Raw genomic sequence first — 22,827 nt, forward strand, 5'->3', positions numbered from 1 at the left:
AACTGGAGAACCCATGAGCGACACGCTGCAACTGGAAACCCGCGGCAATACGCTGCTGATCACCATGAACCGGCCCCAGGCGAAAAACGCCATGGACTTCGAGACCGCGACCGCGCTGGCCGCCGCCATCGACCAGCTGGAAAGCCGCGACGACCTGAGCGTGGCCATCCTGACCGGCGCGGGCGGCACCTTCTGCTCGGGCATGGACCTGAAGGGCTTCCTGGAAGGCAAGCGTCCCAGCCTGCCTGGCCGCGGCTTTGGCGGGCTGACCGAGAAGCCGCCGCGCAAGGTGCTGATCGCCGCGGTGGAAGGCTATGCGCTGGCCGGCGGCTTCGAGCTGGCGCTGGCATGCGACCTGATCGTGTCGTCGAAGGCGGCCAAGTTCGGCCTGCCTGAAGTCAAGCGCGGGCTGGTGGCCGGCGCCGGCGGCCTGATGCGCCTGCCGCGCCGGGTGCCGTACCACATCGCCATGGAATACGCGCTGACCGGCAATATGCTGGGCGCCGAGCAGGCCCACGCCTATGGCCTGATCAACCGCCTGACCGAACCGGGCCAGGCGCTGGCTGGCGCGCTGGCGCTGGCCGACGAGATCGGCGCCAACGGCCCGCTGGCAGTAGCGGTCAGCAAGCAGATCGTGGCCGAGTCCGCAGACTGGAGCGCCGAGGAGATGTTCGAGCGCCAGCGCCCGCTGCTGGCGCCGGTGTTCACCTCGGCCGATGCCCGCGAGGGTGCCGCCGCATTCGCCGAGAAGCGCAAGCCGGTGTGGACGGGCAAGTGATGGCCCACGCCAGACCGAGGGCATCGATGTCATCCGCCCTGGGCTAGAGAACGGCCGGCCGCAAGCCGGCCGTTCGCACATTCCAAGCAGCACACAGACCAGAACATGGAGGAGACCCATGAAACACAAGCTGCCAGAATCGCTGTTCAACACGTCCGCGGCCCTGCTGCTGGCGTCCGCCGCCGCCACGCTGCCGCTGCCCGCCAGCGCCGCGGCCTGGCCTGAGCGCCCCATCACCATCATCGTGCCCGGCGCGCCGGGCGGCACCACGGACATCCCGACGCGCCTGGTGGCGCAGAAGCTATCGGCCATCCTGGGCCAGCCGGTGGTGGTCGACAACAAGCCCGGCAGCGGCGGCATCATCGGCACGCAGGCCTTCACGCGCGCGGCGCCGGATGGCTACACGCTGCTGGTCGGCAATACCGGCTCGCACGCGATCAACTACAGCGCCTACAAGCAGTTGTCCTACCAGCCGCAGGACTTCATGCCGCTGACGGACCTGATCTCGTTCGCCAACGTGCTGGTGGTCGGCGCGCAGGCGCCGGCGCGCAGCGTGGCCGAGCTGGTGGCGCAGCTCAAGCAGTCCCCGGGCAAGTATTCCTACGCGTCGGCCGGCATCGGGCAGACCACGCACCTGACGGCGGAACTGTTCCGGCTGCGCACTGGCACCGAAGTGATTCACGTGCCGTACAAGGGGTCGACACCAGCCACCACCTCGGTGCTGGCGGGCGAAACCACCTTCATGTTCGACAACCTGACGCAGGCGCTGCCGCAGATCCGCGCCGGCAAGCTGCGCGCGCTCGCGGTGACCAGCGCCGAGCGCCTGCCGGCCCTGCCGGACGTGCCGACGATGGCGCAGGCCGGCGTGAAGGATTTCGTGGTGATGGGCTGGCTGGGCTTCTTTGCGCCGGCCAAGACCCCGCCGGCCATAGCCGCCACGCTGCAGGAAGCGCTGGGCAAGGCCATGCGCGACCCCGAGGTGGTGGCCAGGTTCCGCGACATGGGCGGCATCCCGGGCGGCGAACCGCAGCCGAAGTTCGCCGCGCTGGTCAGCGGCGACATCAAGCGCTGGGGCGAGACCATCCGGGCATCCAAGGTCAGTCTGGACTAGCGAGGTGTGGGGCCGCCTTTGGCAAAGCGGAAGGCGGACCCGCCCAAAGCCAAATTGACACGGTTGGGCCTGGGGCATACCCTCACCCTACCCTGCGGTATATTCAGCGCACGCTTAAATGTAAAGACATGGAAAGCGCCCCGGGGCTCACAACGATAACGACAAGCGACGAGACCACACCGTGCCTACCCCCACCGCGCCTTCCCGCTATGAAGCCCTGCGCCCGGCATTGCCGATCCTGATCGGCGCCTCCGTGATGCTCAGCCTGGCCATGGGCCTGCGCCAGAGCCTTGGCATCTTCATGCCGCCGCTGACGCGGGACATCGGCATCTCGGTATCGGATTTCACCATCGCCATCGCGGTACAGAACCTGGCGTGGGGCCTGCTGCAGCCGCTGGCCGGGGCCTGGGCCACGCGGATCGGCTTCCGGCCGCTGATGCTGGCCGGCTCGCTGCTCTATGTGACCGGACTGGTGCTGCTGGCGACCGCGCACAGCATGGTCGGCGTCACGCTGGGCGCGGGCGTGGCCATTGGCGCGTCGATGGCCTGCACCGGCAGCGCCCTGGCGATGGCGGTGGCGGCGCGGCCGGTGTCGGCGGCACTGCGCAGCACGGTGCTGGGGCTGGTGTCTGGCGCGGGCTCGCTGGGCGCGCTGCTGGCGGCGCCGATCGGGCAGATGGTGACGCAGGCCTACGGCTGGCGCGCCGGGCTGGCAGCGTTCGTGCTGCTGGCGCTGGTGATGCTGCCCGCGGCGTGGTTTGCCGGGCGCGTGGACCGGCTGCCGCTGGTGTCGCCCGCAGGGCGCGGCCAGGACAGCGCGCGTGAAGCGCTGGGCACCGCGCTGCGGCACGCGCCGTTCGTGGTGATGGCGCTGGCGTATTTCGTCTGCGGCATGCAGCTGGTCTTCCTGACCACGCACCTGCCGTCGTATCTGGACGTATGCGGCATGGACCCGATGCTGAGCGCGCAGGCGCTGGGCGTGATCGGCGGCTTCAACGTGCTGGGCAGCATCTTCTTCGGCTGGGCCGGCGGCCGCTTCAACAAGCTGATGCTGCTGGGCGGCATCTATACGATTCGCTCGCTGGCGCTGACCTGGTACTTCACGTCGGCGCCCTCGCCGCAGAGCACGCTGGTGTTCGCCGCGGTGATGGGCTTTCTGTGGCTGGGCGTGGCGCCGCTGGTATCGGGCTGGATCGCCGAGACCTTCGGCCTGCGCTGGCAGGCCATGCTGGGCGGCGTGGCGTTCTTCAGCCACCAGATCGGCAGCTTTTTCGGCGCCTTCGGCGGTGGGCTGGTCTACGACGCGCTGGGTTCCTACACCGTGGCGTGGCAGGTCGGCGTGACGCTGGGGCTGGCCGCGGGTCTGGCGCAAATTGCATTTGCCGTGGCCACGCGGCGGCAGCCACCGCTGATGGCCACTTCCTGAAACACTGTGCCGGGCCGCCCCGAACGGGGGATGCGGAGGGCGCGCTTAGCACCTAGCATGAACACTGAGCGGTCCGGTCTTGGATCCTCAGGCCTTTTCAAGCCCGCCCCCGCGCGGGTTTTTTTATGGTTCGTCGCTGAATTGGGTGGCACGCGCGCCAGGCGCCCTTCCCTGGCCCATACCAATATGCGCCCCCCTTCGGCGCCGCAGACAGCCCCCAGCACGTACAATCTCGGCTTTCCTTCCCGTCCCACCCGCTGCCATGACCACACTCGGAACGCCCCTCTCCCCCTCTGCCACCAAAGTGATGCTGCTCGGCTCCGGCGAGCTGGGCAAGGAAGTGCTGATTGCATTGCAGCGCCTGGGCGTGGAAACCATCGCCGTCGACCGCTATGACAATGCCCCCGGCCAGCAGGTAGCCCACCACGCGCGCACCATCGCCATGAGCGACCCGGACCAGCTCAAGGCGCTGATCGAGGCGGAAAAGCCGCACCTGGTCGTGCCCGAGATCGAGGCCATCGCCACGCCCATGCTGGAAACCCTGGAAGCCGCCGGCACCGTGCGCGTGATCCCCACCGCCCGCGCCGCGCGCCTGACCATGGACCGCGAAGGCATCCGCCGCCTGGCCGCCGAATCGCTCGGCCTGCCCACCAGCCCGTACAAGTTCTGCGATTCGCTGGATGAACTGCAGGCTGCCATCGACGGCGGCATCGGCTACCCGTGCGTGGTCAAGCCGGTGATGAGCAGTTCCGGCAAGGGCCAGAGCAAGATCGACGGCCCCGAGGGCGTCAAGGCGGCCTGGGACTACGCCATGGCCGGCGGCCGCGTCAGCCACGGCCGCGTGATCGTGGAAGGCTTTATCGATTTCGACTACGAGATCACGCTGCTGACCGTGCGCGCCATGGGCGCCAGCGGCCAGGTGGAAACGCAGTTCTGCGCCCCGATCGGCCACGTCCAGGTCAGCGGCGACTACGTCGAAAGCTGGCAGCCGCAGCCGATGCACCCCGCCGCGCTGGAAACCGCCCAGCGCATCGCGCAGGCGGTCACGGCAGACCTGGGCGGCATGGGCCTGTTCGGCGTGGAGCTGTTCATCAAGGACGAGCAGGTCTGGTTCAGCGAAGTCAGCCCGCGCCCGCACGACACCGGCATGGTCACCATGGCCACGCAATGGCAGAACGAGTTCGAGCTGCATGCCCGCGCCATCCTGGGCCTGCCGGTCGACACCGCGCTGCGCAGCCCCGGCGCCAGCGCCGTGATCTACGGTGGCGTGGATGCCCAGGGCGTGGTCTTCGATGGCGTGGACCAGGCACTGAGCGTGCCGCAGACCGAGGTGCGCCTGTTCGGCAAGCCCGAGAGCTTCGTCAAGCGCCGCATGGGCGTGGCGCTGGCGTACGCCGACGATGTCGACACCGCCCGCACCCGCGCCAAGGAAGCTGCCAGCCGCGTGCGTCCGCGCGCGGTCGGCTGAGCGTCAGGCGCAGCTCAGATCGGATGGCTGCTCGCGGCGGCGCCGTGGGCAGGCGCATGATGGACGGCGGCCTGTGCCGCCGCCACCTGCGCCGCGGCCAGCACCGGCGAGATGCGCACGCCGGTCAGGTCCGCGCCTGACGGCGCCTGGTACAGGCGCAGGCCCAGTTCGGGCAGGATCGCCAGCAGGTGGTCGAAGACATCGCCCTGGATGCGCTCATAGTCCATCCACGCGGTCAGCGCGGTAAAGCAGTAGATCTCTACCGGGATGCCCTGCGAATCGGGCTCCATCATGCGCACGTTCAGCAGCAGGTCGTGGTGGATCTCCGGGTGCGCCTTCAGGTAGGCAATGCCATAGGCGCGGAAGGTGCCGACATTGGTCAGCCGGCGCCGGTTGACCGGGTCATTGCCGGCGGCAATCAGCAGGCGGTTGGCCTCGTCGACCTCGGCCTGCTTCTCTTCCAGGTAGTCGTGCAGCAGCCGGAAGCGCATCAGCGCCTGCACTTCCCGGTCCTCCAGGAAGCGCACGCTGCCCGCATCCAGCCGCAACGTGCGCTTGATGCGCCGCGCGCCCGATTCGAACATCTGCCGGTAGTTGCGGTAGCTCTCGGAGAACAGCTTGTAGGTCGGCACCGTGGTCACGGTGTTGTCCCAGTTCTGCACCTTGACGGTATGCAGCGCGATGTCCTTGACGTAGCCGTCGGCATTGCACTGGGGCATCTCGATCCAGTCGCCGATGCGCAGCATGTCGTTGGAGGTCAGCTGGGTACTGGCCACCAGCGACAGCAGCGTGTCCTTGAACACCAGCAGCAGCACCGCCGACAGCGCGCCCAGGCCAGACAGCATCCACAGTGGCGAGCGGTTGATCAGGATCGACAGCACCAGCACCGAGCACACCAGCCCCAGCCCGAGGCGCCCCACCTGGATATAGCCCTTGATCGAGCGCGTCTGCGCCTGGCGGCTGCTGGCGTATACGTCCTGCCAGGCGCTCAGCACGCCGCCAAGCATCAGGAAGAAGCAGATCCACAGGCCGGCATGGGCCAGGCGCTCGATGGCCAGCGCATAGCGGCCCATGTGCGGCACTTCGCCAATGCCGACGGTGATCACCCCGAACCCGACCGCATAGCCGAAGCGCCGATAGGCACGATATCGCGTCAGCGCCTTGCTCCAGGGCGCCTTGCCCCATACCGTCAGCAAGCGATGGGCGATGCGCGACATCACATGGCCGAACAGCCACTGCGCGACCACGGCGATCAGCACCAGCACCAGCAGGTACAAGGCAATCTGGGCCCACGGATGGGCCGGAATACGTTGCTGGAACAGCTCCAGCAGGGCATCGAAACTCATGGAGGGGCGACTTTATAGCCTGGGAGTTGGCCAGATAGTGTACAGAACGTGCCCGCCACACCCCGAATCCGTAACGGATTCCCCCCAAGGTCCTACGCCGGCAGCAGCTTCAATCCGCCAATCCCCACGAAGATCAGCCCGATCAGCACCAGCCGCATCGGCGCGGCGCTTTCGCCCAGGAACAGGATGCCGATCACCGTCACCCCGATCGCCCCGATCCCGGTCCAGATTGCGTATGCCGTCCCGACCGGCAGATGCCGCAGCGCCGCGCTGAGCAGGAAGATACTGGCCAGCGCCGCCCCGATGCCCAGTGCCGTCGGCCCGGGCCGCGTCCAGCCGTCGGTATGTTTGAGCGCCAGCGCCATCACGATCTCGATCAGGCCTGCCAGCACCAGCAGCATCCACGCCATCGCCATGTCTTTCATCCAGGTGTGCCGCCCGACACCCATTGCCGGGCACGCCACGCCACTGTAGGCTGTGCAGATCAGCACGAAAACTGGCGAATTCTGCAAAGGGGCTATGCAAACATGCAGGAAGCAGACTGGGACGACCTGAAGTACTTCCTTGCCGTGGGCCAGTCCGGCTCGCTCGCTGGCGCCGCGCGCGCCCTGCACGTCAACCATTCCACGGTCCTGCGCCGGCTGGCGCGGCTGGAAGAGACCCTGGGCACCCTGCTCTTTGAACGCCATGCCACCGGCTACGCCATGACCGCTGCCGGCGAGGCCCTGGCGCACCGTCTGGCCGGCGTCGGCGAGCAGATCGATGCGGCCCAGCGCCAGTTGTCCGGCCTCGACAGCCAGTTGAGCGGCCCGTTGCGCGTGACCACGACCGACACGCTGCTGGGTGGCCTGCTGATGCCCCTGTTTGCGGAATTCCGGTCGATGCACCCGCGCATCCAGCTGCAGATCGTCATCAATAACAGCTTCCTGAGCCTGAGCCGGCGCGAGGCCGATGTGGCGATCCGGCCGGCGAATGCGCCGCCGGAGTACCTGGTGGGCCGTCGTATCGGGCGGCTGCAGACGGCACCATACGCGGCGCGGCGCTACCTGCAGCAACTCGGCCTGCCAACGGAAGCCGACCATCCGCGGCTGGCGGACTGGGCGGCCTATGACTGGGTCGTGCCGGACGAAGCGCTGTCACACCTTGCCCAGGCGCGCTGGATACGCGACCACGTGCCCGAACCCCGCCGCGCCGTCAGTGCCGACAGCCTGGTGGCGATGGCGGATGCCGTGCGGCACGGCATGGGCGCCGGCATGCTGCTGTGCCTGCTGGCCGGGGCCGACCCAGACCTGGTGCGGCTGGCGCCAGTCGATGAAGCCATGGATACCGATTTATGGGTGCTGACGCATCCGGATCTCAGGCACAGCGCGCGCGTGCGGGTGCTGGGCGATTTCCTGTATGAGCGGCTGAGGCAAGGAGAATGGGTGGCGGGATGAAGACTTGCCCCCGGTTCAGGCCGCCGCCGCATACATCTCCATCAACTGCTCATCTGTGTACCCCCAGTCGGCCGCGTTCTCAAACGCCACCACCGTTTCGTCGCTATGGCGCAGGTCGATCAGTTCGGTTGGGACGGGCCTTGACTGCGACACGGAATAGAACGCCATCACCTTCGGCCGCAGCGGGTCGGCCTCGTTCTGCGCACAGACCACGGCCAGCCGGTTCGAACGCAGCCGCAGCACGGTGCCGAGCGGGTAGATGCCGACGGTGCGGGTGAAGGCCTTGAACACGCGCCGGTCGAACAGCGTGTCGACACGCACGGCCATGTATTCCATGGCGCGGGCCGGCGACCACGGCTGGTGGCCCGGGCGGCTGGAAGTGAGCGAGTCATAGGCATCGCAGATTGCGCCGATCTTGGCGTGCACGCTCAGTTCGCTCCCCGCCAGGCCGTAGGGAAAGCCACGCCCGTCCACGCGTTCGTGATGGTGGACGCAGACATCGAGCGGGATGTTCGAATAGAGCCGGGCCTCGTTCAGGATGCGGTAGCCAGCCGAAGGATGCCGGCGGTAGATCTCCTCTTCCTCGGGCGTGCGTTCGCTGGCCTTGTGCATGGGGGTATCGGGCAGCGTCAGCTTGCCGATGTCGTGGACCAGGCCGGCCAGGCCGAGCTCGCGCACCTCGTCGTCGGGCAGGCCCAGCGTGCGGCCGACTGCGATCATCAGCGCGCAGACGGCGAAGGCGTGCATGTAGTTTTCGTCGCCACGCGCCTTGAGCCGCGCCAGCGCCAGCAACGCCTGCCCATGGCGCGACAGGGAGCGTGAGGCGGAATCGACCAGCAGCAGCGCGCCGTTGACCTCCAGCGCCCGGCCCATGCGGATGTCGGCGAACATCGAGCCGATCACGGCCTTGCCGGATTGCAGCAGCTCGCGCGCGCGGACAATCTCGGCATCAAGGGCGGCCGCGGGTGGCGGCGCGGTGGCCGGGTCCATGGCGTCGGGCGCGGACTCCGGGACCGGTCCGGGTATTTCCGGCGTGTCCGGCGCTGCTACGTTGCGGCCCTTCAGGATGTCGATCCAGACCTCCTGCACCCCTGCCGACTGTATCTGCCGCACCTGGTCCTCATTGGCGACCAGGAACTTTGCGCGCCAGAACGGATGGTTGATCCACGGGCCGCCAAGCCTGGCGACAAACATCCCGACCTGCAGTTGCTCCGACCGGATGCGTCTCAACATGCGTTACCCCCTCGGATGATGGTTTTCTTGTTGTCGATCCGGTTATCGGCAGCCGCCGGCAGGACTTTAGCCCCCATTGCGGGGGAAGAACCGTGCCGCCCGCCCTTGTCAAGCGCCGCCCGAATGCCCGGACGGCGTCCTCGGGCATTGCCGGGGGCGGTGCCGCCGGCGCTACAATGGCCTGCCCAGTGCTCACAGACGCCAGCCAGTCGCCCCCGTTCACCCATGTCCGGAACGTACACGCTAGTCGGCATCGCCCGTGCCAAGACCCACCGCCGCGAGGCGCTGGTATCCCAGCTCACCACGCTGCGCTCGCGCGGGCTGACCGAGCCCGGCTGCCTGGACTACCACGTCGGGCAAGACGCCGAAGATGCGCGGGTATTCGTGATCTACATGGTCTGGGACTCCAAGCGCGCGCTCGAATCGCACCTGAACCGGCCCTATATGCGCGATTTCCACGCCTCGCGCGCGGATTTCGTCGAAGGCGATTTCAGTTTCCGCTGGCTCAACGCCGCCTGATCCGCCCGGCCACGGGCAATCCCGATCACTTTCTGCCATCCCCCTGCTTGTCATTCCCGCCGCACCGATCTATCACTCAATGTGACGCCCGCAGCGGGCACGGCAGGAGTGCACCATGGAAGTCAGGGATGGATTTGCCGGCACCATCGGCCACACCCCGCTGATCCGGCTGGCCGGCCTGAGCGCCGAGACCGGCTGCGATATCTACGGCAAGGCGGAATTCCTCAATCCTGGCGGCTCGGTCAAGGACCGCGCGGCACTCTACATCATCCGTGACGCCGAACGGCGCGGGCTGCTGACGCCCGGCGGCACGGTCATCGAAGGCACCGCCGGCAATACCGGCATCGGCCTGGCCCACCTGTGCGCGGCGCGCGGCTACCGCTGCATCGTCGTGATACCCGATACGCAGTCGCCCGAGAAAATGGAGCGGCTGCGCATGCTCGGCGCCGAAGTTCGCGCGGTGCCCGCCAAGCCTTACGCCGATCCGGACAACTACCAGAAGATTGCCGGCCGGCTGGCCGACGAGACCGACAACGCGATCTGGGCCAACCAGTTCGACAACCTGGCCAACCGCCAGGCCCACTACGAGACCACCGGCCCCGAGATCTGGCACGCCACCGGCGGGCATATCGATGCCTTCACCTGCTCCACCGGCACCGGCGGCTCGCTGGCCGGCATCGCGCGCTGCCTGAAAGAGCACAAGCCCGGCGTGCGCATCGTGCTGGCCGACCCGCACGGCAGCGCCCTCTATAACTTCGTCAAACACCGCGAGCTCAAGTCCGAGGGCAGTTCGATCACCGAGGGCATCGGCACCAGCCGCGTCACCGCCAACCTGCAGGACACGCCCATCGACGACGCGGTGCGCATCGACGACCAGACCTGCGTGGACATGGTCTACCGCCTGCTGCGCGAGGAAGGGTTGTTCCTGGGCGGGTCGTCGGGAATCAACGTCGGCGCCGCGGTGGCGCTGGCGCGCGAGATGGGGCCGGGCCATACCATCGTCACGCTGCTATGTGACCGCGGTGACCTGTACATGGCACGGCTGTTCAATGAGGCCTGGCTGGAGGGCAAGGGGCTGCAGCCGATTCCGTTCCGGCGTGCCGGCCCCGCCGGGTAAATGCCTGCGCGGCTCACGCCGCCTTTAGCCGCCGCCACAGCGTGGTCGGGCTGATGCCGAGGACATGGCAGGCCGCGGCGCGGTCGCCGCCGCACTCGGCCAGCACGCGCCGGATATGCTCGACTTCGCTGGACTGCTTCACGCCGGCCAGTGAACGGCGCGGGCGTGTTGCCGGCGCGGCGGGCTCAGCGTCGGCCTCGGCCGGCGCCAGCATGCCATCGCCGAACAGCTCCGGCACGGCTGCCTGCAGCTCGCGCTGCAGCGCGTCGCTGTCCAGCCGGCGCCCGGCCACCAGCACGGCGATCCGTTCGGTCACGTTTTCCAGCTCGCGGATATTGCCCGGCCAGCGGTAGCGCGCCAGCCGCGCGCGGGCCGCGGCGGGCAGGCGCTGCGGCCGGTCCATGCCCAGGCGCTCCTGGGCGCGCCGGTACAGCAGCTCGGCCAGCTCCTGCAGGTCTTCGGAGCGGTCGCGCAGCGGCGGCATCTCGATGCGCAGGATATTGAGGCGGTAGTAAAGGTCCTGCCGGAATGAGCCATCGCGCACCATCGCGGCCAGGTCGCGGTGGGTGGCGCCGATCACGCGCACGTTGACCGGCACGGCGTCGAGCCCGCCGATCGGCAGCACCTGCTTTTCCTGCAGCACGCGCAGCAGGCGCGTCTGCAGCGCGGACGGCATGTCGCCCACCTCGTCGAGGAACAGCGTGCCGTTGTGGGCCGACTCGAACAGGCCGGCCTTGCCGCCGCGGCGCGCGCCGGTGAAGGCGCCCTCCTCATAGCCGAACAGCTCGCTCTCCAGCAGCGCCTCGGGGAAGGCCGCGCAATTGACCGCCACGAACGGGAAGGCGCGGCGCGGGCTGGCGTCATGCATGCCCTGTGCCAGCACCTCCTTGCCGGTGCCGCTTTCGCCGCCGATCAGCACGGTGGAATCGACTGCCGCGTAGCGCCGCGCCAGCTCGCGCAGCTCGGTCATGGCCGCGGAGGTGCCGGCCAGGTCGTCCAGGCTGTAGCGCACCCCGGCCGGCCGCGTGCGGGCGCGCGAGCGCAGGTTGCGGTCCACGCGCTGGATCGCGCTGGCGTCCTGGATGGTCAGCACCGCGCCGGCGGTGCCGGCCTCGCCGATGATGGGGATGCGGTTGACCACCACCATCTTGTCGCCGAGCTTGTGGATCGCTTCCAGTTCCTTGTCGCCGCTCTGCATCACGCCTTCGAGCGCCAGGTTTGGCGCCAGCGTCTGCAGCTTGCGCCCGACCGCGGCAGCAACGGAAGTGCCGAGAAAACGCTCCATCGCCGGGTTGAACGACTGGATGCGCCCTTCGGCATCCACCGCCGCCACGCCCTCGTTCAGGTGCGCCAGGATGGTGTTGACGTAGTCGCGCCGGGTGGCCTCGATGCGGCGCAGGCGCGCGGCCTCGATCGCGTCTTCGAGCGCCATGCGCACCGAGTTGCCGGAGTACAGGAACACGCCGGTCAGGCCATAGCGGTCGGCCAGGTCGGTCACCAGGCCGGGGCCGACCACGACCTGGATGCCTTCCTGCTTGAGCGCCTTCACGCGCGCCACGGCGTCGTCCTCGGTCAGGTAGGTATAGGCCGGGACCGACAGCGAGAACGCGCGCACGAATTCATCCACCTCGGCATACGTCGACGCGTGCGTGACCAGCGCCACCCGCGGCGAGATGCGCCGCGCGGTGGCCAGCGCGCTCATCACGTCGAAGCCCGTGACCTTGACCAGCACCACCGGCACATCCACGTGCTGGCGCAGGTAGGCGCCGTTGGAGCCGCCCGCCACCACCACGTCGAGCCGGCCCTCGCGCGCCTCGCGCGCCACGGCGCTGGCGGCGGCCTCGAAACCCTTGCCGACGATGCGGAATTCGGCCCGGTCGGCGTAGGCCGGAATCAGGTCGGCAAAGGCGCGCGCCAGGCGGCTGATGCCGATGGCCCAGATGCGCGGACGGGCTTGCGTGGAAACGGGAGGAGCCATGGTGCAATGCGGAAGGAATGCGTGGTGAAACCCGGGACGAACAGGCGTACAGTGCTGGCACATTGTCCGCCACGCAGCCTGGGATTTCAACTTTGAATTCCAAACTTGTGATTTTGGAATTCAATTGTGTTGAAAGGATGACATGAAATCGGTGGCCAGGCCAGCCGCCCTGCCCGCCAGCCCAGCGCTGGCAAGGGCTGGCGGATATTCCGTGTGGCCAGGCAAAGGCCTGGCACACCGCTTGCAGTATTAGGCCCGTCCCGTTCACCAACGCATACGCCATGACCTACTCCGCTTCCGACCTCGCGCGCTCCGCTGGCGCCCGCTTCCGCCAGGCGCTTGCCGACGAGCATCCGCTGCAGGTAGTCGGCACCATCAATGCCAACCATGCCCTGCTGGCCAAGCGCGCCGGCTACCGGGCCATCTACCTGTCGGGCGGCGGCGTTGCGGCCGGCTCGCTGGGCCTGCCGGACCTGGGCATCTCGAACCTGGACGACGTGCTGACCGATATCCGCCGCATCACCGACGTGTGCGACACGCCGCTGCTGGTGGACGTCGACACCGGCTTCGGCGCCTCGGCCTTCAACGTGGCCCGCACCACCAAGTCGCTGATCAAGTTCGGCGCGGCGGCCATGCACATCGAAGACCAGGTCGGCGCCAAGCGCTGCGGCCACCGCCCCAACAAGGAAATCGTCTCGCAAGGTGAAATGGTCGACCGCATCAGGGCCGCCGTCGACGCCCGCACCGACGAGAACTTCGTGATCATGGCCCGCACCGACGCGCTCGCCGTCGAAGGCCTGGACAAGGCCATCGAGCGCGCCGTCGCGTGCGTGGAAGCCGGCGCCGACGCCATCTTCCCGGAAGCCATGACCGACCTGGCCATGTACCGCAAGTTTGTCGATGCGGTGAAGGTGCCGGTGCTGGCCAACATCACCGAATTCGGCGCCACGCCGCTGTTTACCACCGAGGAACTCGGCGGCGCCGGCGTGTCGATGGTGCTGTACCCGCTGTCGGCCTTCCGTGCCATGAACAAGGCGGCGGAGAACGTCTACGCGGCCATCCGCCGCGACGGCACGCAGAAGAACGTGGTCGATACCATGCAGACCCGCGCCGAGCTCTACGAGAGCATCGGCTACCATGACTTCGAGCAGAAGCTTGACGCGCTCTTCGCACAAGGCAAGGGCAAGTAAGCAAGACTCACGCGCGGCCGGGCTTTGTCCCGGCCGCTTGCACGACAACAGACAGGCAATACCAGGCATCACACAAAGGAGACCCAGATGTCCGAAGCGCAACCGCTCGTCACTCCCAAGCCCAAGAAATCCGTCGCCCTGTCGGGCGTGACCGCCGGCAATACCGCGCTGTGCACCGTCGGCCGCACCGGCAACGACCTGCACTACCGCGGCTACGACATCCTCGACATCGCCGAGACCTGCGAGTTCGAGGAAATCGCCCACCTGCTGGTGCACGGCAAGCTGCCGACCAAATCCGAACTGGCTGCCTACAAGGCCAAGCTCAAGAGCCTGCGCGGGCTGCCCGCCAATGTGAAGGCCGCGTTGGAATGGGTGCCCGCCAGCGCCCACCCGATGGACGTGATGCGCACCGGCGTGTCGGTGCTGGGCACCGTGCTGCCGGAGAAGGAAGACCACAACACCCCGGGCGCGCGCGACATCGCCGACCGCCTGATGGCCAGCCTCGGCTCGATGCTGCTGTACTGGTATCACTACAGCCACAACGGCCGCCGCATCGAAGTCGAAACCGACGATGACTCCATCGGCGGCCACTTCCTGCACCTGCTGCACGGCGAGAAGCCGTCGGCACTGTGGGAGCGCGCCATGAACACCTCGCTCAACCTGTACGCCGAGCACGAATTCAACGCCTCGACCTTCGCCGCCCGCGTGATCGCCGGCACGGGCTCGGACATGTTCTCGTCGATCAGTGGCGCCATCGGCGCGCTGCGCGGCCCCAAGCACGGCGGCGCCAATGAAGTCGCGTTCGAGATCCAGAAGCGCTACGACAACCCGGACGAGGCCCAGGCCGACATCACCCGCCGCGTCGAGAACAAGGAAGTCGTGATCGGCTTCGGCCACCCGGTGTACACCACCGGCGACCCGCGCAACCAGGTGATCAAGGAAGTGGCGAAGAAGCTGTCGAAGGATGCCGGCTCGATGAAGATGTTCGACATCGCCGAGCGCCTGGAAACGGTGATGTGGGACATCAAGAAGATGTTCCCGAACCTGGACTGGTTCAGCGCGGTGAGCTACCACATGATGGGCGTGCCGACGGCGATGTTCACGCCGCTGTTTGTGATCGCGCGTACCTCCGGCTGGGCCGCGCACATTATCGAGCAGCGCATCGACAACAAGATCATCCGCCCGAGCGCCAACTATACCGGCCCGGAAAACCTGAAGTTCGTGCCGCTGAAGGATCGCAAGTAAGACCGGCTGCCGGTTTGCTCCGCGTCGGGTTGCATTGATCCGGGCCTGCGGGCAAGGGGGTAGTTGGTCGCTGACATGGGACCACTACCCCTTTTTCATACCTATATTGATTTCCCTACACCATGAATTCTGCAAACCGCAAACCGCTACCGGGCACCAAGCTGGATTACTTTGACGCGCGCGCCGCGGTCGAGGCAATCCAGCCGGGTGCCTACGACAAGCTGCCGTACACGTCGCGCGTGCTGGCAGAAAACCTGGTGCGCCGCTGCGATCCCGCCACGCTGGCGGATTCGCTCAAGCAGCTGATCGGGCGCAAGCGCGACCTCGATTTCCCGTGGTTCCCGGCGCGCGTGGTGTGCCATGACATCCTGGGCCAGACCGCGCTGGTGGACCTGGCCGGCCTGCGCGACGCCATCGCCGACCAGGGCGGCGACCCCGCCAAGGTCAATCCGGTGGTGCCGGTGCAGCTGATCGTCGATCACTCGCTGGCAGTGGAGTGCGGCGGCTTCGACCCCGATGCCTTCGCCAAGAACCGCGCCATCGAAGACCGCCGCAACGAAGACCGCTTCCATTTCATCGACTGGACCAAGCAGGCGTTCAAGAACGTCGACGTGATCCCGCCGGGCAACGGCATCATGCACCAGATCAACCTGGAAAAGATGTCCCCGGTGATCCACGCCGACAACGGCGTGGCCTACCCCGATACCTGCGTCGGCACCGACAGCCACACCCCGCACGTGGATGCGCTCGGCGTGATCGCCATCGGCGTGGGCGGCCTGGAAGCCGAGAACGTGATGCTCGGCCGCGCCTCGTGGATGCGCTTGCCGGACATCATCGGCGTGGAGCTGACCGGCAAGCGCCAGCCCGGCATCACCGCCACCGACATCGTGCTGGCACTGACCGAGTTCCTGCGCAAGGAAAAGGTGGTCGGCGCCTACCTGGAGTTCCGCGGCGAAGGCGCCTCGAGCCTGACGCTCGGCGACCGCGCCACCATCTCCAACATGGCGCCGGAATACGGCGCCACCGCGGCGATGTTCTTCATCGACGAGCAGACCATTGACTACCTGCGCCTGACCGGCCGAACCGACGAGCAGCTCAAGCTGGTCGAGACGTACGCCAAGACCGCCGGCCTGTGGGCGGAATCGCTGAAGAACGCCGAGTACGAGCGCGTGCTGAAGTTCGACCTGTCGAGCGTGGTGCGCAACATGGCCGGCCCGTCCAACCCGCACAAGCGCCTGCCGACCTCCGCGCTGGCCGAGCGCGGCATCGCCGTGGACCTGGACAAGGCCCGCGCGCAGGAAGCCGAAGGCCTGATGCCGGACGGCGCGGTCATCATCGCCGCCATCACCAGCTGCACCAACACCAGCAACCCGCGCAACGTGATCGCCGCCGCGCTGCTGGCGCGCAACGCCAATGCGCGCGGCCTGGCGCGCAAGCCGTGGGTCAAGTCGTCGCTGGCCCCGGGATCCAAGGCAGTCGAACTGTACCTGGAAGAAGCGAATCTGCTGCCCGACCTCGAGAAGCTCGGCTTCGGCATCGTCGCCTTTGCCTGCACCACCTGCAACGGCATGTCCGGAGCGCTGGACCCGAAGATCCAGCAAGAGATCATCGACCGCGACCTGTACGCGACGGCAGTGCTGTCCGGCAACCGCAACTTCGATGGCCGCATCCACCCGTACGCCAAGCAGGCCTTCCTGGCCTCGCCGCCGCTGGTGGTGGCCTACGCCATCGCTGGCACCATCCGCTTCGATATCGAAAAGGACGTGCTGGGCGCCGACCAGGACGGCAAGCCGGTCTACCTGAAGGACATCTGGCCGAGCGACGAAGAAATCGACGCGATCGTGGCGAAGAGCGTCAAGCCCGAGCAGTTCCGCAAAGTCTACGAGCCGATGTTCGCCATTACCGCGGCCAGCGGCGAGTCCGTCAGCCCGCTGTACGACTGGCGCCCGCAGAGCACCTACATCCGCCGCCCGCCCTACTGGGAAGGCGCGCTGGCCGGCGAACGCATGCTCGAGGCGCTGCGTCCGCTGGCGGTGCTGGGCGACAACATCACCACCGACCACCTGTCGCCGTCCAACGCCATCATGCTCAACAGCGCCGCGGGTGAATACCTGGCCAGGATGGGCTTGCCGGAAGAGGACTTCAACTCGTACGCCACCCACCGCGGCGACCACCTGACCGCGCAGCGCGCCACCTTTGCCAACCCGACCCTGATCAATGAAATGGCCGTGGTCGATGGCCAGGTCAAAAAGGGTTCGCTGGCGCGCATCGAACCCGAAGGCAAGGTCGTGCGCATGTGGGAAGCGATCGAGACCTACATGGATCGCAAGCAGCCGCTGATCATCATCGCCGGCGCGGACTATGGCCAGGGCTCGTCGCGTGACTGGGCCGCCAAGGGCGTGCGCCTGGCCGGCGTGGAAGTCATCGTCGCCGAGGGCTTCGAGCGCATCCACCGCACCAACCTGATCGGCATGGGCGTGCTGCCGCTGGAGTTCAAGCCGGGCGTGAACCGCCTGACGCTGGGCCTGGACGGCACCGAGACCTATGACGTGATCGGCGAGCGCCAGCCGCGCGCCACGCTGACGCTGGTGGTGAACCGCAAGAACGGCGAGCGCGTCGAGGTGCCGGTGACCTGCCGCCTCGACAGCGACGAGGAAGTGTCGATCTACGAGGCCGGCGGCGTGCTGCAGCGCTTCGCGCAGGACTTCCTTGAGTCGACCCGTTCGGCTGCATAAGCTGTGACATGGGCCCGGGGGGGGGGGGGGGGGGGGGGGGAGGGGGGCCAGGGCGACATCCAGCCCCCCCGGGCCAACCAGGACAAAGATTTCCATGGCTCACGTACCCCAGATCAAGATTCCCGCCACCTATATCCGTGGCGGCACCAGCAAAGGCGTGTTCTTCCGCCTGCAGGATTTGCCGGAAACGGCACAAGTGCCCGGCCCGGCTCGCGACGCGCTGCTGATGCGCGTGATCGGCAGCCCCGACCCCTATGGCAAGCAGATCGACGGCATGGGTGCCGCCACCTCCAGCACCAGCAAGACCGTCATCCTGTCCAAGAGCACGCGGCCCGACCACGATGTCGACTATCTGTTCGGCCAGGTCTCGATCGACCAGCCCTTTGTCGACTGGAGCGGCAACTGCGGCAACCTGTCGGCAGCGGTCGGTCCCTTTGCCATCAGCGCCGGCCTGGTCGATGCCAGCCGCATCCCGCACAACGGCGTTGCCGTGGTGCGCATCTGGCAGGCCAATATCGGCAAGACCATCATCGGCCATGTGCCCGTCACCAACGGTCAAGTGCAGGAAACCGGCGATTTCGAGCTGGACGGCGTGACCTTCCCGGCCGCCGAAGTGCAGCTTGAGTTCATGGACCCGGCCGCCGAGGAAGAAGGCGCCGGCGGCGCGATGTTCCCGACCGGCAACGTGGTCGACGACCTGGAAGTGCCGGGCGTGGGCACGCTCAAGGCCACCATGATCAACGCCGGCATCCCGACCATCTTCGTCAACGCGGAGAGCATCGGCTACACCGGCACCGAGCTGCAGGACGCCATCAACAGCGACACCAAGGCGCTGGCGATGTTCGAGACCATCCGTGCCTACGGCGCGCTGCGCATGGGCCTGATCAAGAACGTGGACGAGGCCGCCAAGCGCCAGCACACGCCCAAGGTGGCCTTTGTCGCCAGGCCGGTCGACTACGTCGCCTCCAGCGGCAAGAAGGTGGCCGCGGCCGATGTGGACCTGCTGGTGCGCGCGCTGTCGATGGGCAAGCTGCACCACGCCATGATGGGCACGGCGGCGGTGGCGATCGGCACCGCCGCCGCCATCCCCGGCACGCTAGTCAACCTGGCCGCCGGCGGCGGCGAGCGCAACGCGGTGCGTTTCGGGCATCCGTCCGGCACGCTGCGCGTGGGCGCCGAGGCGCAGCAGGTCGATGGCGAATGGGCGGTCAGGAAGGCCATCATGAGCCGCAGCGCGCGCGTGCTGATGGAAGGCTGGGTGCGCGTGCCCGGCGACGCGTTCTGAGCTGAGCAGCACCCGCGAGGTCGTTCATGTCCACCGACACGCCGTCCGCGCAACGCCCCGATCCGGACCAGGTGCTGGTCGACATCGTCGACTATGTCACCCGGTACGAGATCAAGAGCGGCCTCGCCTATGACACCGCCCGCAACTGCCTGATCGACACGCTCGGTTGCGGGCTCGAGGCCCTCTCCTACCCGGCCTGCACCAAGCTGCTGGGTCCCATCGTTCCGGGCACGATCGTGCCCAACGGCGCGCGCGTGCCGGGCACCCAGTTCCAGCTCGATCCGGTCCAGGCCGCGTTCAATATCGGCGCGATGATCCGCTGGCTGGACTTCAACGACACCTGGCTCGCGGCCGAATGGGGTCATCCGTCGGATAACCTCGGCGGCATCCTGGCCACCGCTGACTGGATCTCGCGCAACCACATCGCCGCCGGGCGCAAGCCGCTGACGATGAAGGCAGTGCTGGCGGCGATGATCAAGGCGCACGAGATCCAGGGCTGCATCGCGCTGGAGAATTCGTTCAACCAGGTCGGGCTGGACCACGTGGTGCTGGTCAAGGTGGCCTCCACTGCCGTGGTCGCGCAGATGCTAGGCCTCACGCGCGACGAGATCCTCAATGCCGTGTCGCTGGCCTGGGTCGACGGCCAGAGCCTGCGCACCTACCGCCACGCCCCCAACGCCGGCAGCCGCAAGAGCTGGGCCGCCGGCGACGCCACCAGCCGCGCGGTGCGGCTGGCGCTGATCGCCCGCACCGGCGAGATGGGCTACCCGTCGGTGCTGACGGCAAAGACCTGGGGCTTCTACGACGTGCTGTTCAAGGGGCAGCCGTTCCGCTTCCAGCGGCCGTACGGGTCGTACGTGATGGAGAACATCCTGTTCAAAATCTCGTACCCGGCTGAATTCCACGCGCAGACCGCGGTGGAGGCAGCGATGCGGCTGCACGGCGCGCTGGCGCTCGCGGGGCGCAGCGCGGCGGATATCGCCGCCATCACCATCCGCACCCACGAGGCCTGCCTGCGCATCATCGACAAGCAGGGTCCGCTCAGCAATCCGGCGGATCGCGACCACTGCATCCAGTACATGGTGGCCGTGCCGCTGCTGTTCGGCCGCCTGACCGCCGCTGACTACGAAGACAAGGTTGCCGCCGACCCGCGCATCGACGCGCTGCGCGGCAAGATCACCTGCGTGGAAGACCCCGCGCTGACGCGCGACTACCACGACCCCGGCAAGCGCTCGATCGCCAATGCGCTGACCGTGACGCTGGCGGACGGCACCGTGCTGGACGAGGTGCTGGTCGAATACCCGCTCGGCCACAAGCGCCGCCGCGCCGAGGGCATCCCGCTGCTGGTGGAGAAATTCCGCACCAACCTCGCCCGCCGCTTCCCGCCGAAACAGCAGCAGGCCATCCTGGCCGCATCGCTGGACCAGGCGCGGCTGGAGGCCATCCCGGTCAATGAGTACCTCGATATGTATGCGATTTGAGTTATCGCCCAGGCACCTTCATGCCGAATCGGCATAACCCTTGCAGCGCCCCTCCCGCGCCAAATTCTCCTCACGTATAGTCACTGCCGCTGCCTGAACGGGCCCTGCACCACAGGCCCCGTTGCCGGCAGCCACCGACTGAACACGGACGGCGCCATTCCACCCATAAGGTATGTCGTGCCGATTCCAGTACGGGCCACACGTTCGTATAGATACCGAGGAGAAACATGAAACACTTCGCCCGCGTCACCACGCTGGCCGCTGCCCTGCTGTCGGCGAGCCTGATCACCGGCACTGCCCACGCGCAGCTCGCCCCCGCCGCACAATCCGCCGCCGCACCCGCCACGGCCCAGGCCGAAGCCCGCAAGGCCAATATCGTCATCATCGGCACCGGCGGCACCATTGCCGGCGCCGGCGCCTCGGCGACCAACACCGCGGCCTACCAGTCCGCCGTGGTGCCGGTCGACAAGATCATCGCCTCGGTGCCCGAGATCTCCAAGGTCGCCAACGTCAAGGGCGAGCAGATCTTCCAGATCGGTTCGGAGAGCTTCAACAACGAACGCCTGCTGAAGCTGGCCAAGCGCGTATCGGAACTGCTCAAGCAGCCGGACGTGGACGGCATCGTCATTACGCACGGCACCGACACCATCGAGGAAACCGCTTACTTCCTGAACCTGACGCTCAAGAGCGACAAGCCGGTGGTGGTGGTGGGCTCGATGCGCCCGGGCACCGCGCTCGGCGCCGATGGCGCGCTCAACCTGTACGACGCCGTGCTGGTCGCCTCCAACCCTGCCTCCAAGGGCAAGGGCACGCTGGCCGTGCTGAACGACGAGATCCACACCGGCCGCGACGTCACCAAGAGCAACACCTTCAAGACCGAGACCTTCCGCTCGCCGTTCGGCCCGCTGGGCTACGTGGTCGAAGGCCGCACGCTGTTCTACCGCCTGCCGGCGCGTCCGCACACGCTGCAGACGCAGTGGGACATCGACAAGATCGACAAGCTGCCTGAAGTGGCAGTGGTCTACGCCTACGGCAACGCCAATCCGGCCGCGGTCGACGCCGCGGTGAAGAGCGGTGCCAAGGCCATCATCTATGCTGCCACCGGCAACGGCAGCGTCGGCGACTACATGGTCGACTCGCTCAAGGCCGCGCGCGCCAAGGGCGTGCAGATCGTGCGCGCCTCGCGCACCGGCAGCGGCGTGGTGGTGCGCAATGCAGAGCAGCCGGATGACAAGTACGACTGGATCGTCACCGACGACCAGCTGCCGCAGAAGGCACGCATCCTGATGGCGCTGGCGCTGACGCAGACCAACGACTCCAAGGCGCTGCAGCAGGTCTTCTGGAAGTACTGATGAGATCGTGGAGCAGGCGGTATCGCCGCTAGACGCTCCTGCCCTCTTCCCCGGCCCCTCTCCCGCGCGCGGGAGAGGGGAGCAAACCGGCGGCTGCATCGGCCGGCAGCAATTTCCCGGCCGTCTCCCCTTCCTTTCCCTCTTCCTCCCGTTCCAGCAGCAACAGCTCATTGCCGGTGTCGACGGTGGAATGGATGGCCTCGGACAGCATGGCCGAGCTGCCGGTCACGGCGGCGACGACAAACTTGGTCGCAGCGATCGCCACGTTGGCGGCAATCGCACCGTAGACAGCGATACGCGACCCCGAAGGCGCTGGGCTTGCCGGGAGCGTCTGGGATGCGGCAGGCGCCGGGGACGCTGACATCCCGCCCTGCTGCGCAGTTTCAGGCCCATGCTGCATCGCTTTCCTCCACGAGGCTGCGCCCTTTGCATTGGAAGCAGTTCGCGCCAGTGTACTGGCGCGTTTGGGTGTGAAGGTAAAAATACTGCGGTTAATTGCGTTTTATAGATTTGAGAAAACGGACGCGCGATGCGTCCGCTCCGGATTCAGAACATGGCACTGCTCATCAAAGCCTTGGCCACCAGTACGCCCTCGTCCGGCGCTTCTGCATAGACCGACACGTCGGTGACCACCTGCCGGCGCCCACGCCGCACCACCATCGCCACCGCGCGCAGCGCCGCACCCTGTGCCGGGGCCAGGTACTGGATAGAAAGCGAACTGGTCGCCCCACCCTTCACATTGTCGGCACTGGCGCCAGAAGCTGCCGCCGCGGCGCCGGCAATATCGATCAGCGTGGCAATGACGCCGCCATGGACGATGCTGCCGTGGGTCACGTTGGTCGGCAGGAATGGCATCGCCAGCTCGACATGATCGGGCGCCAGGCTGGCCAGCCGCACGCCTAGGGCGCGCGCCACCGGGGAGCCGATCAGGACGTTGTCGACCATAATGCGCATGCGGGGGTCGACTGCGGCGTGGCGATCGTGTTGGCGGGGCAAGGTGGCAAGGGCTTGGGACATGCTGGGCTCCTGTGAACGGCTTACGTCCTGCCAGCAGCGTAAGGGCATGGCCTACGCTGCTCAATTACGTCAGACGTAATCCTCGCCGGCCCAGCCCGGCATTCCGACTG

18 protein-coding genes and 1 pseudogene are annotated in these 22,827 nt (G+C 67.4%); 13 read left to right on the forward strand and 6 right to left on the reverse strand.

Annotated elements, in window-relative coordinates:
* The first annotated feature begins 13 nt into the window (after positions 1–13).
* The 4 genes from AC3WVS_RS05640 (at position 14) to purT (ending at position 4,783) form a co-directional block, all read left to right on the forward strand.
* Positions 14–778 carry a crotonase/enoyl-CoA hydratase family protein gene (locus AC3WVS_RS05640; protein ID WP_456807027.1) on the forward strand — a complete coding sequence of 255 codons (765 nt, stop codon included), beginning with the start codon at positions 14–16 and terminating at the stop codon, positions 776–778.
* 118 nt (positions 779–896) lie between these two features.
* A complete protein-coding gene (locus AC3WVS_RS05645) occupies positions 897–1,889 on the forward strand; it encodes a Bug family tripartite tricarboxylate transporter substrate binding protein (RefSeq protein ID WP_492317752.1) in 993 nt (330 codons plus the stop codon).
* A gap of 181 nt (positions 1,890–2,070) precedes the next feature.
* Positions 2,071–3,315: an MFS transporter gene (locus AC3WVS_RS05650; protein WP_492317753.1), complete on the forward strand. Its 1,245-nt coding sequence runs from the start codon at positions 2,071–2,073 to the stop codon at positions 3,313–3,315.
* 262 nt (positions 3,316–3,577) lie between these two features.
* Positions 3,578–4,783, forward strand: a complete 1,206-nt coding sequence (gene purT, locus AC3WVS_RS05655) for a formate-dependent phosphoribosylglycinamide formyltransferase (protein ID WP_492317754.1) — start codon at positions 3,578–3,580, stop codon at positions 4,781–4,783.
* 14 nt (positions 4,784–4,797) lie between these two features.
* On the opposite strand, the gene AC3WVS_RS05660 is transcribed toward purT, so the two are convergent.
* Both AC3WVS_RS05660 and AC3WVS_RS05665 read right to left on the reverse strand, forming a co-directional pair.
* Positions 4,798–6,129, reverse strand: coding sequence for a mechanosensitive ion channel family protein (locus AC3WVS_RS05660; RefSeq protein ID WP_492317755.1), 1,332 nt, complete (start codon positions 6,127–6,129; stop codon positions 4,798–4,800).
* A 92-nt stretch (positions 6,130–6,221) separates the two neighbouring features.
* Complete coding sequence (locus AC3WVS_RS05665; protein ID WP_018313582.1) at positions 6,222–6,539, reverse strand: DMT family transporter; 318 nt, start codon at positions 6,537–6,539, stop codon at positions 6,222–6,224.
* 117 nt (positions 6,540–6,656) lie between these two features.
* Here AC3WVS_RS05665 and AC3WVS_RS05670 point away from each other — a divergent pair, with 117 nt between their 5' ends.
* Entirely contained in the window at positions 6,657–7,565 is a 909-nt protein-coding gene (locus AC3WVS_RS05670; protein ID WP_492317756.1) for a LysR family transcriptional regulator, read from the forward strand.
* Positions 7,566–7,580: 15 nt separating this feature from the next.
* Here AC3WVS_RS05670 and AC3WVS_RS05675 read toward each other — a convergent pair whose 3' ends face one another.
* Positions 7,581–8,798 (reverse strand): HD-GYP domain-containing protein, encoded by a 1,218-nt coding sequence (locus AC3WVS_RS05675; protein ID WP_492317757.1) that lies wholly within the window; start codon positions 8,796–8,798, stop codon positions 7,581–7,583.
* Positions 8,799–9,023: 225 nt separating this feature from the next.
* On the opposite strand from AC3WVS_RS05675, the gene AC3WVS_RS05680 reads away from it, so the two are divergent.
* Complete coding sequence (locus tag AC3WVS_RS05680) at positions 9,024–9,317, forward strand: putative quinol monooxygenase (RefSeq protein WP_010812104.1); 294 nt, start codon at positions 9,024–9,026, stop codon at positions 9,315–9,317.
* Positions 9,318–9,432: 115 nt separating this feature from the next.
* Positions 9,433–10,434, forward strand: coding sequence for a cysteine synthase A (locus AC3WVS_RS05685; RefSeq protein WP_492317758.1), 1,002 nt, complete (start codon positions 9,433–9,435; stop codon positions 10,432–10,434).
* A gap of 13 nt (positions 10,435–10,447) precedes the next feature.
* Here the strand turns inward: AC3WVS_RS05685 and prpR are convergent, their stop codons facing one another.
* Positions 10,448–12,412, reverse strand: a complete 1,965-nt coding sequence (gene prpR / locus AC3WVS_RS05690; RefSeq protein ID WP_492317759.1) for a propionate catabolism operon regulatory protein PrpR — start codon at positions 12,410–12,412, stop codon at positions 10,448–10,450.
* Positions 12,413–12,693: 281 nt separating this feature from the next.
* On the opposite strand from prpR, the gene prpB reads away from it, so the two are divergent.
* The 6 genes from prpB to AC3WVS_RS05720 all read left to right on the forward strand — a co-directional run bounded on the left by prpB (position 12,694) and on the right by AC3WVS_RS05720 (position 21,700).
* On the forward strand, positions 12,694–13,602 hold the full coding sequence (prpB, locus tag AC3WVS_RS05695; RefSeq protein ID WP_035816536.1) for a methylisocitrate lyase: 909 nt from the start codon (positions 12,694–12,696) through the stop codon (positions 13,600–13,602).
* Positions 13,603–13,689: 87 nt separating this feature from the next.
* Positions 13,690–14,847: a bifunctional 2-methylcitrate synthase/citrate synthase gene (prpC, locus tag AC3WVS_RS05700; protein ID WP_492317760.1), complete on the forward strand. Its 1,158-nt coding sequence runs from the start codon at positions 13,690–13,692 to the stop codon at positions 14,845–14,847.
* Between the two features lie 122 nt (positions 14,848–14,969).
* Entirely contained in the window at positions 14,970–17,582 is a 2,613-nt protein-coding gene (gene acnD / locus AC3WVS_RS05705; RefSeq protein WP_492317761.1) for a Fe/S-dependent 2-methylisocitrate dehydratase AcnD, read from the forward strand.
* 94 nt (positions 17,583–17,676) lie between these two features.
* Positions 17,677–18,867: a 2-methylaconitate cis-trans isomerase PrpF gene (gene prpF / locus AC3WVS_RS05710; protein WP_492317762.1), complete on the forward strand. Its 1,191-nt coding sequence runs from the start codon at positions 17,677–17,679 to the stop codon at positions 18,865–18,867.
* 26 nt (positions 18,868–18,893) lie between these two features.
* Complete coding sequence (locus AC3WVS_RS05715; protein ID WP_492317763.1) at positions 18,894–20,348, forward strand: bifunctional 2-methylcitrate dehydratase/aconitate hydratase; 1,455 nt, start codon at positions 18,894–18,896, stop codon at positions 20,346–20,348.
* Positions 20,349–20,575: 227 nt separating this feature from the next.
* The gene (locus AC3WVS_RS05720; RefSeq protein ID WP_492317764.1) at positions 20,576–21,700 is read left to right on the forward strand and encodes an asparaginase; all 1,125 of its coding nucleotides are present in this window, start codon (positions 20,576–20,578) and stop codon (positions 21,698–21,700) included.
* Between the two features lie 154 nt (positions 21,701–21,854).
* On the opposite strand, the pseudogene AC3WVS_RS05725 reads toward AC3WVS_RS05720, so the two are convergent.
* Both AC3WVS_RS05725 and AC3WVS_RS05730 read right to left on the reverse strand, forming a co-directional pair.
* A pseudogene (locus AC3WVS_RS05725) lies at positions 21,855–22,064 on the reverse strand (cation efflux transmembrane domain-containing protein); the annotation flags it as partial.
* A gap of 182 nt (positions 22,065–22,246) precedes the next feature.
* Positions 22,247–22,717: a PaaI family thioesterase gene (locus tag AC3WVS_RS05730; protein WP_492317765.1), complete on the reverse strand. Its 471-nt coding sequence runs from the start codon at positions 22,715–22,717 to the stop codon at positions 22,247–22,249.
* Between the last annotated feature and the right edge of the window lie 110 nt (positions 22,718–22,827).

The sequence above is a fragment of the Cupriavidus sp. CPT47-8839-RL05A genome, from assembly GCF_058792255.1.

What these genes read in the sequence shown, in the direction of transcription:
- AC3WVS_RS05715 (WP_492317763.1), top strand. Translation starts at nt 18,894, where the DNA reads ATGTCCACCGACACGCCGTCCGCGCAACGCCCCGATCCGGACCAGGTG.
- AC3WVS_RS05640 (WP_456807027.1), top strand. Translation starts at nt 14, where the DNA reads ATGAGCGACACGCTGCAACTGGAAACCCGCGGCAATACGCTGCTGATC.
- prpB (WP_035816536.1), top strand. Translation starts at nt 12,694, where the DNA reads ATGACCTACTCCGCTTCCGACCTCGCGCGCTCCGCTGGCGCCCGCTTC.
- AC3WVS_RS05675 (WP_492317757.1), bottom strand. Translation starts at nt 8,798, where the DNA reads ATGTTGAGACGCATCCGGTCGGAGCAACTGCAGGTCGGGATGTTTGTC.
- AC3WVS_RS05680 (WP_010812104.1), top strand. Translation starts at nt 9,024, where the DNA reads ATGTCCGGAACGTACACGCTAGTCGGCATCGCCCGTGCCAAGACCCAC.
- AC3WVS_RS05660 (WP_492317755.1), bottom strand. Translation starts at nt 6,129, where the DNA reads ATGAGTTTCGATGCCCTGCTGGAGCTGTTCCAGCAACGTATTCCGGCC.
- AC3WVS_RS05645 (WP_492317752.1), top strand. Translation starts at nt 897, where the DNA reads ATGAAACACAAGCTGCCAGAATCGCTGTTCAACACGTCCGCGGCCCTG.
- prpC (WP_492317760.1), top strand. Translation starts at nt 13,690, where the DNA reads ATGTCCGAAGCGCAACCGCTCGTCACTCCCAAGCCCAAGAAATCCGTC.
- AC3WVS_RS05670 (WP_492317756.1), top strand. Translation starts at nt 6,657, where the DNA reads ATGCAGGAAGCAGACTGGGACGACCTGAAGTACTTCCTTGCCGTGGGC.
- acnD (WP_492317761.1), top strand. Translation starts at nt 14,970, where the DNA reads ATGAATTCTGCAAACCGCAAACCGCTACCGGGCACCAAGCTGGATTAC.
- AC3WVS_RS05685 (WP_492317758.1), top strand. Translation starts at nt 9,433, where the DNA reads ATGGAAGTCAGGGATGGATTTGCCGGCACCATCGGCCACACCCCGCTG.
- prpF (WP_492317762.1), top strand. Translation starts at nt 17,677, where the DNA reads ATGGCTCACGTACCCCAGATCAAGATTCCCGCCACCTATATCCGTGGC.
- prpR (WP_492317759.1), bottom strand. Translation starts at nt 12,412, where the DNA reads ATGGCTCCTCCCGTTTCCACGCAAGCCCGTCCGCGCATCTGGGCCATC.
- purT (WP_492317754.1), top strand. Translation starts at nt 3,578, where the DNA reads ATGACCACACTCGGAACGCCCCTCTCCCCCTCTGCCACCAAAGTGATG.
- AC3WVS_RS05665 (WP_018313582.1), bottom strand. Translation starts at nt 6,539, where the DNA reads ATGGCGTGGATGCTGCTGGTGCTGGCAGGCCTGATCGAGATCGTGATG.
- AC3WVS_RS05730 (WP_492317765.1), bottom strand. Translation starts at nt 22,717, where the DNA reads ATGTCCCAAGCCCTTGCCACCTTGCCCCGCCAACACGATCGCCACGCC.
- AC3WVS_RS05720 (WP_492317764.1), top strand. Translation starts at nt 20,576, where the DNA reads ATGAAACACTTCGCCCGCGTCACCACGCTGGCCGCTGCCCTGCTGTCG.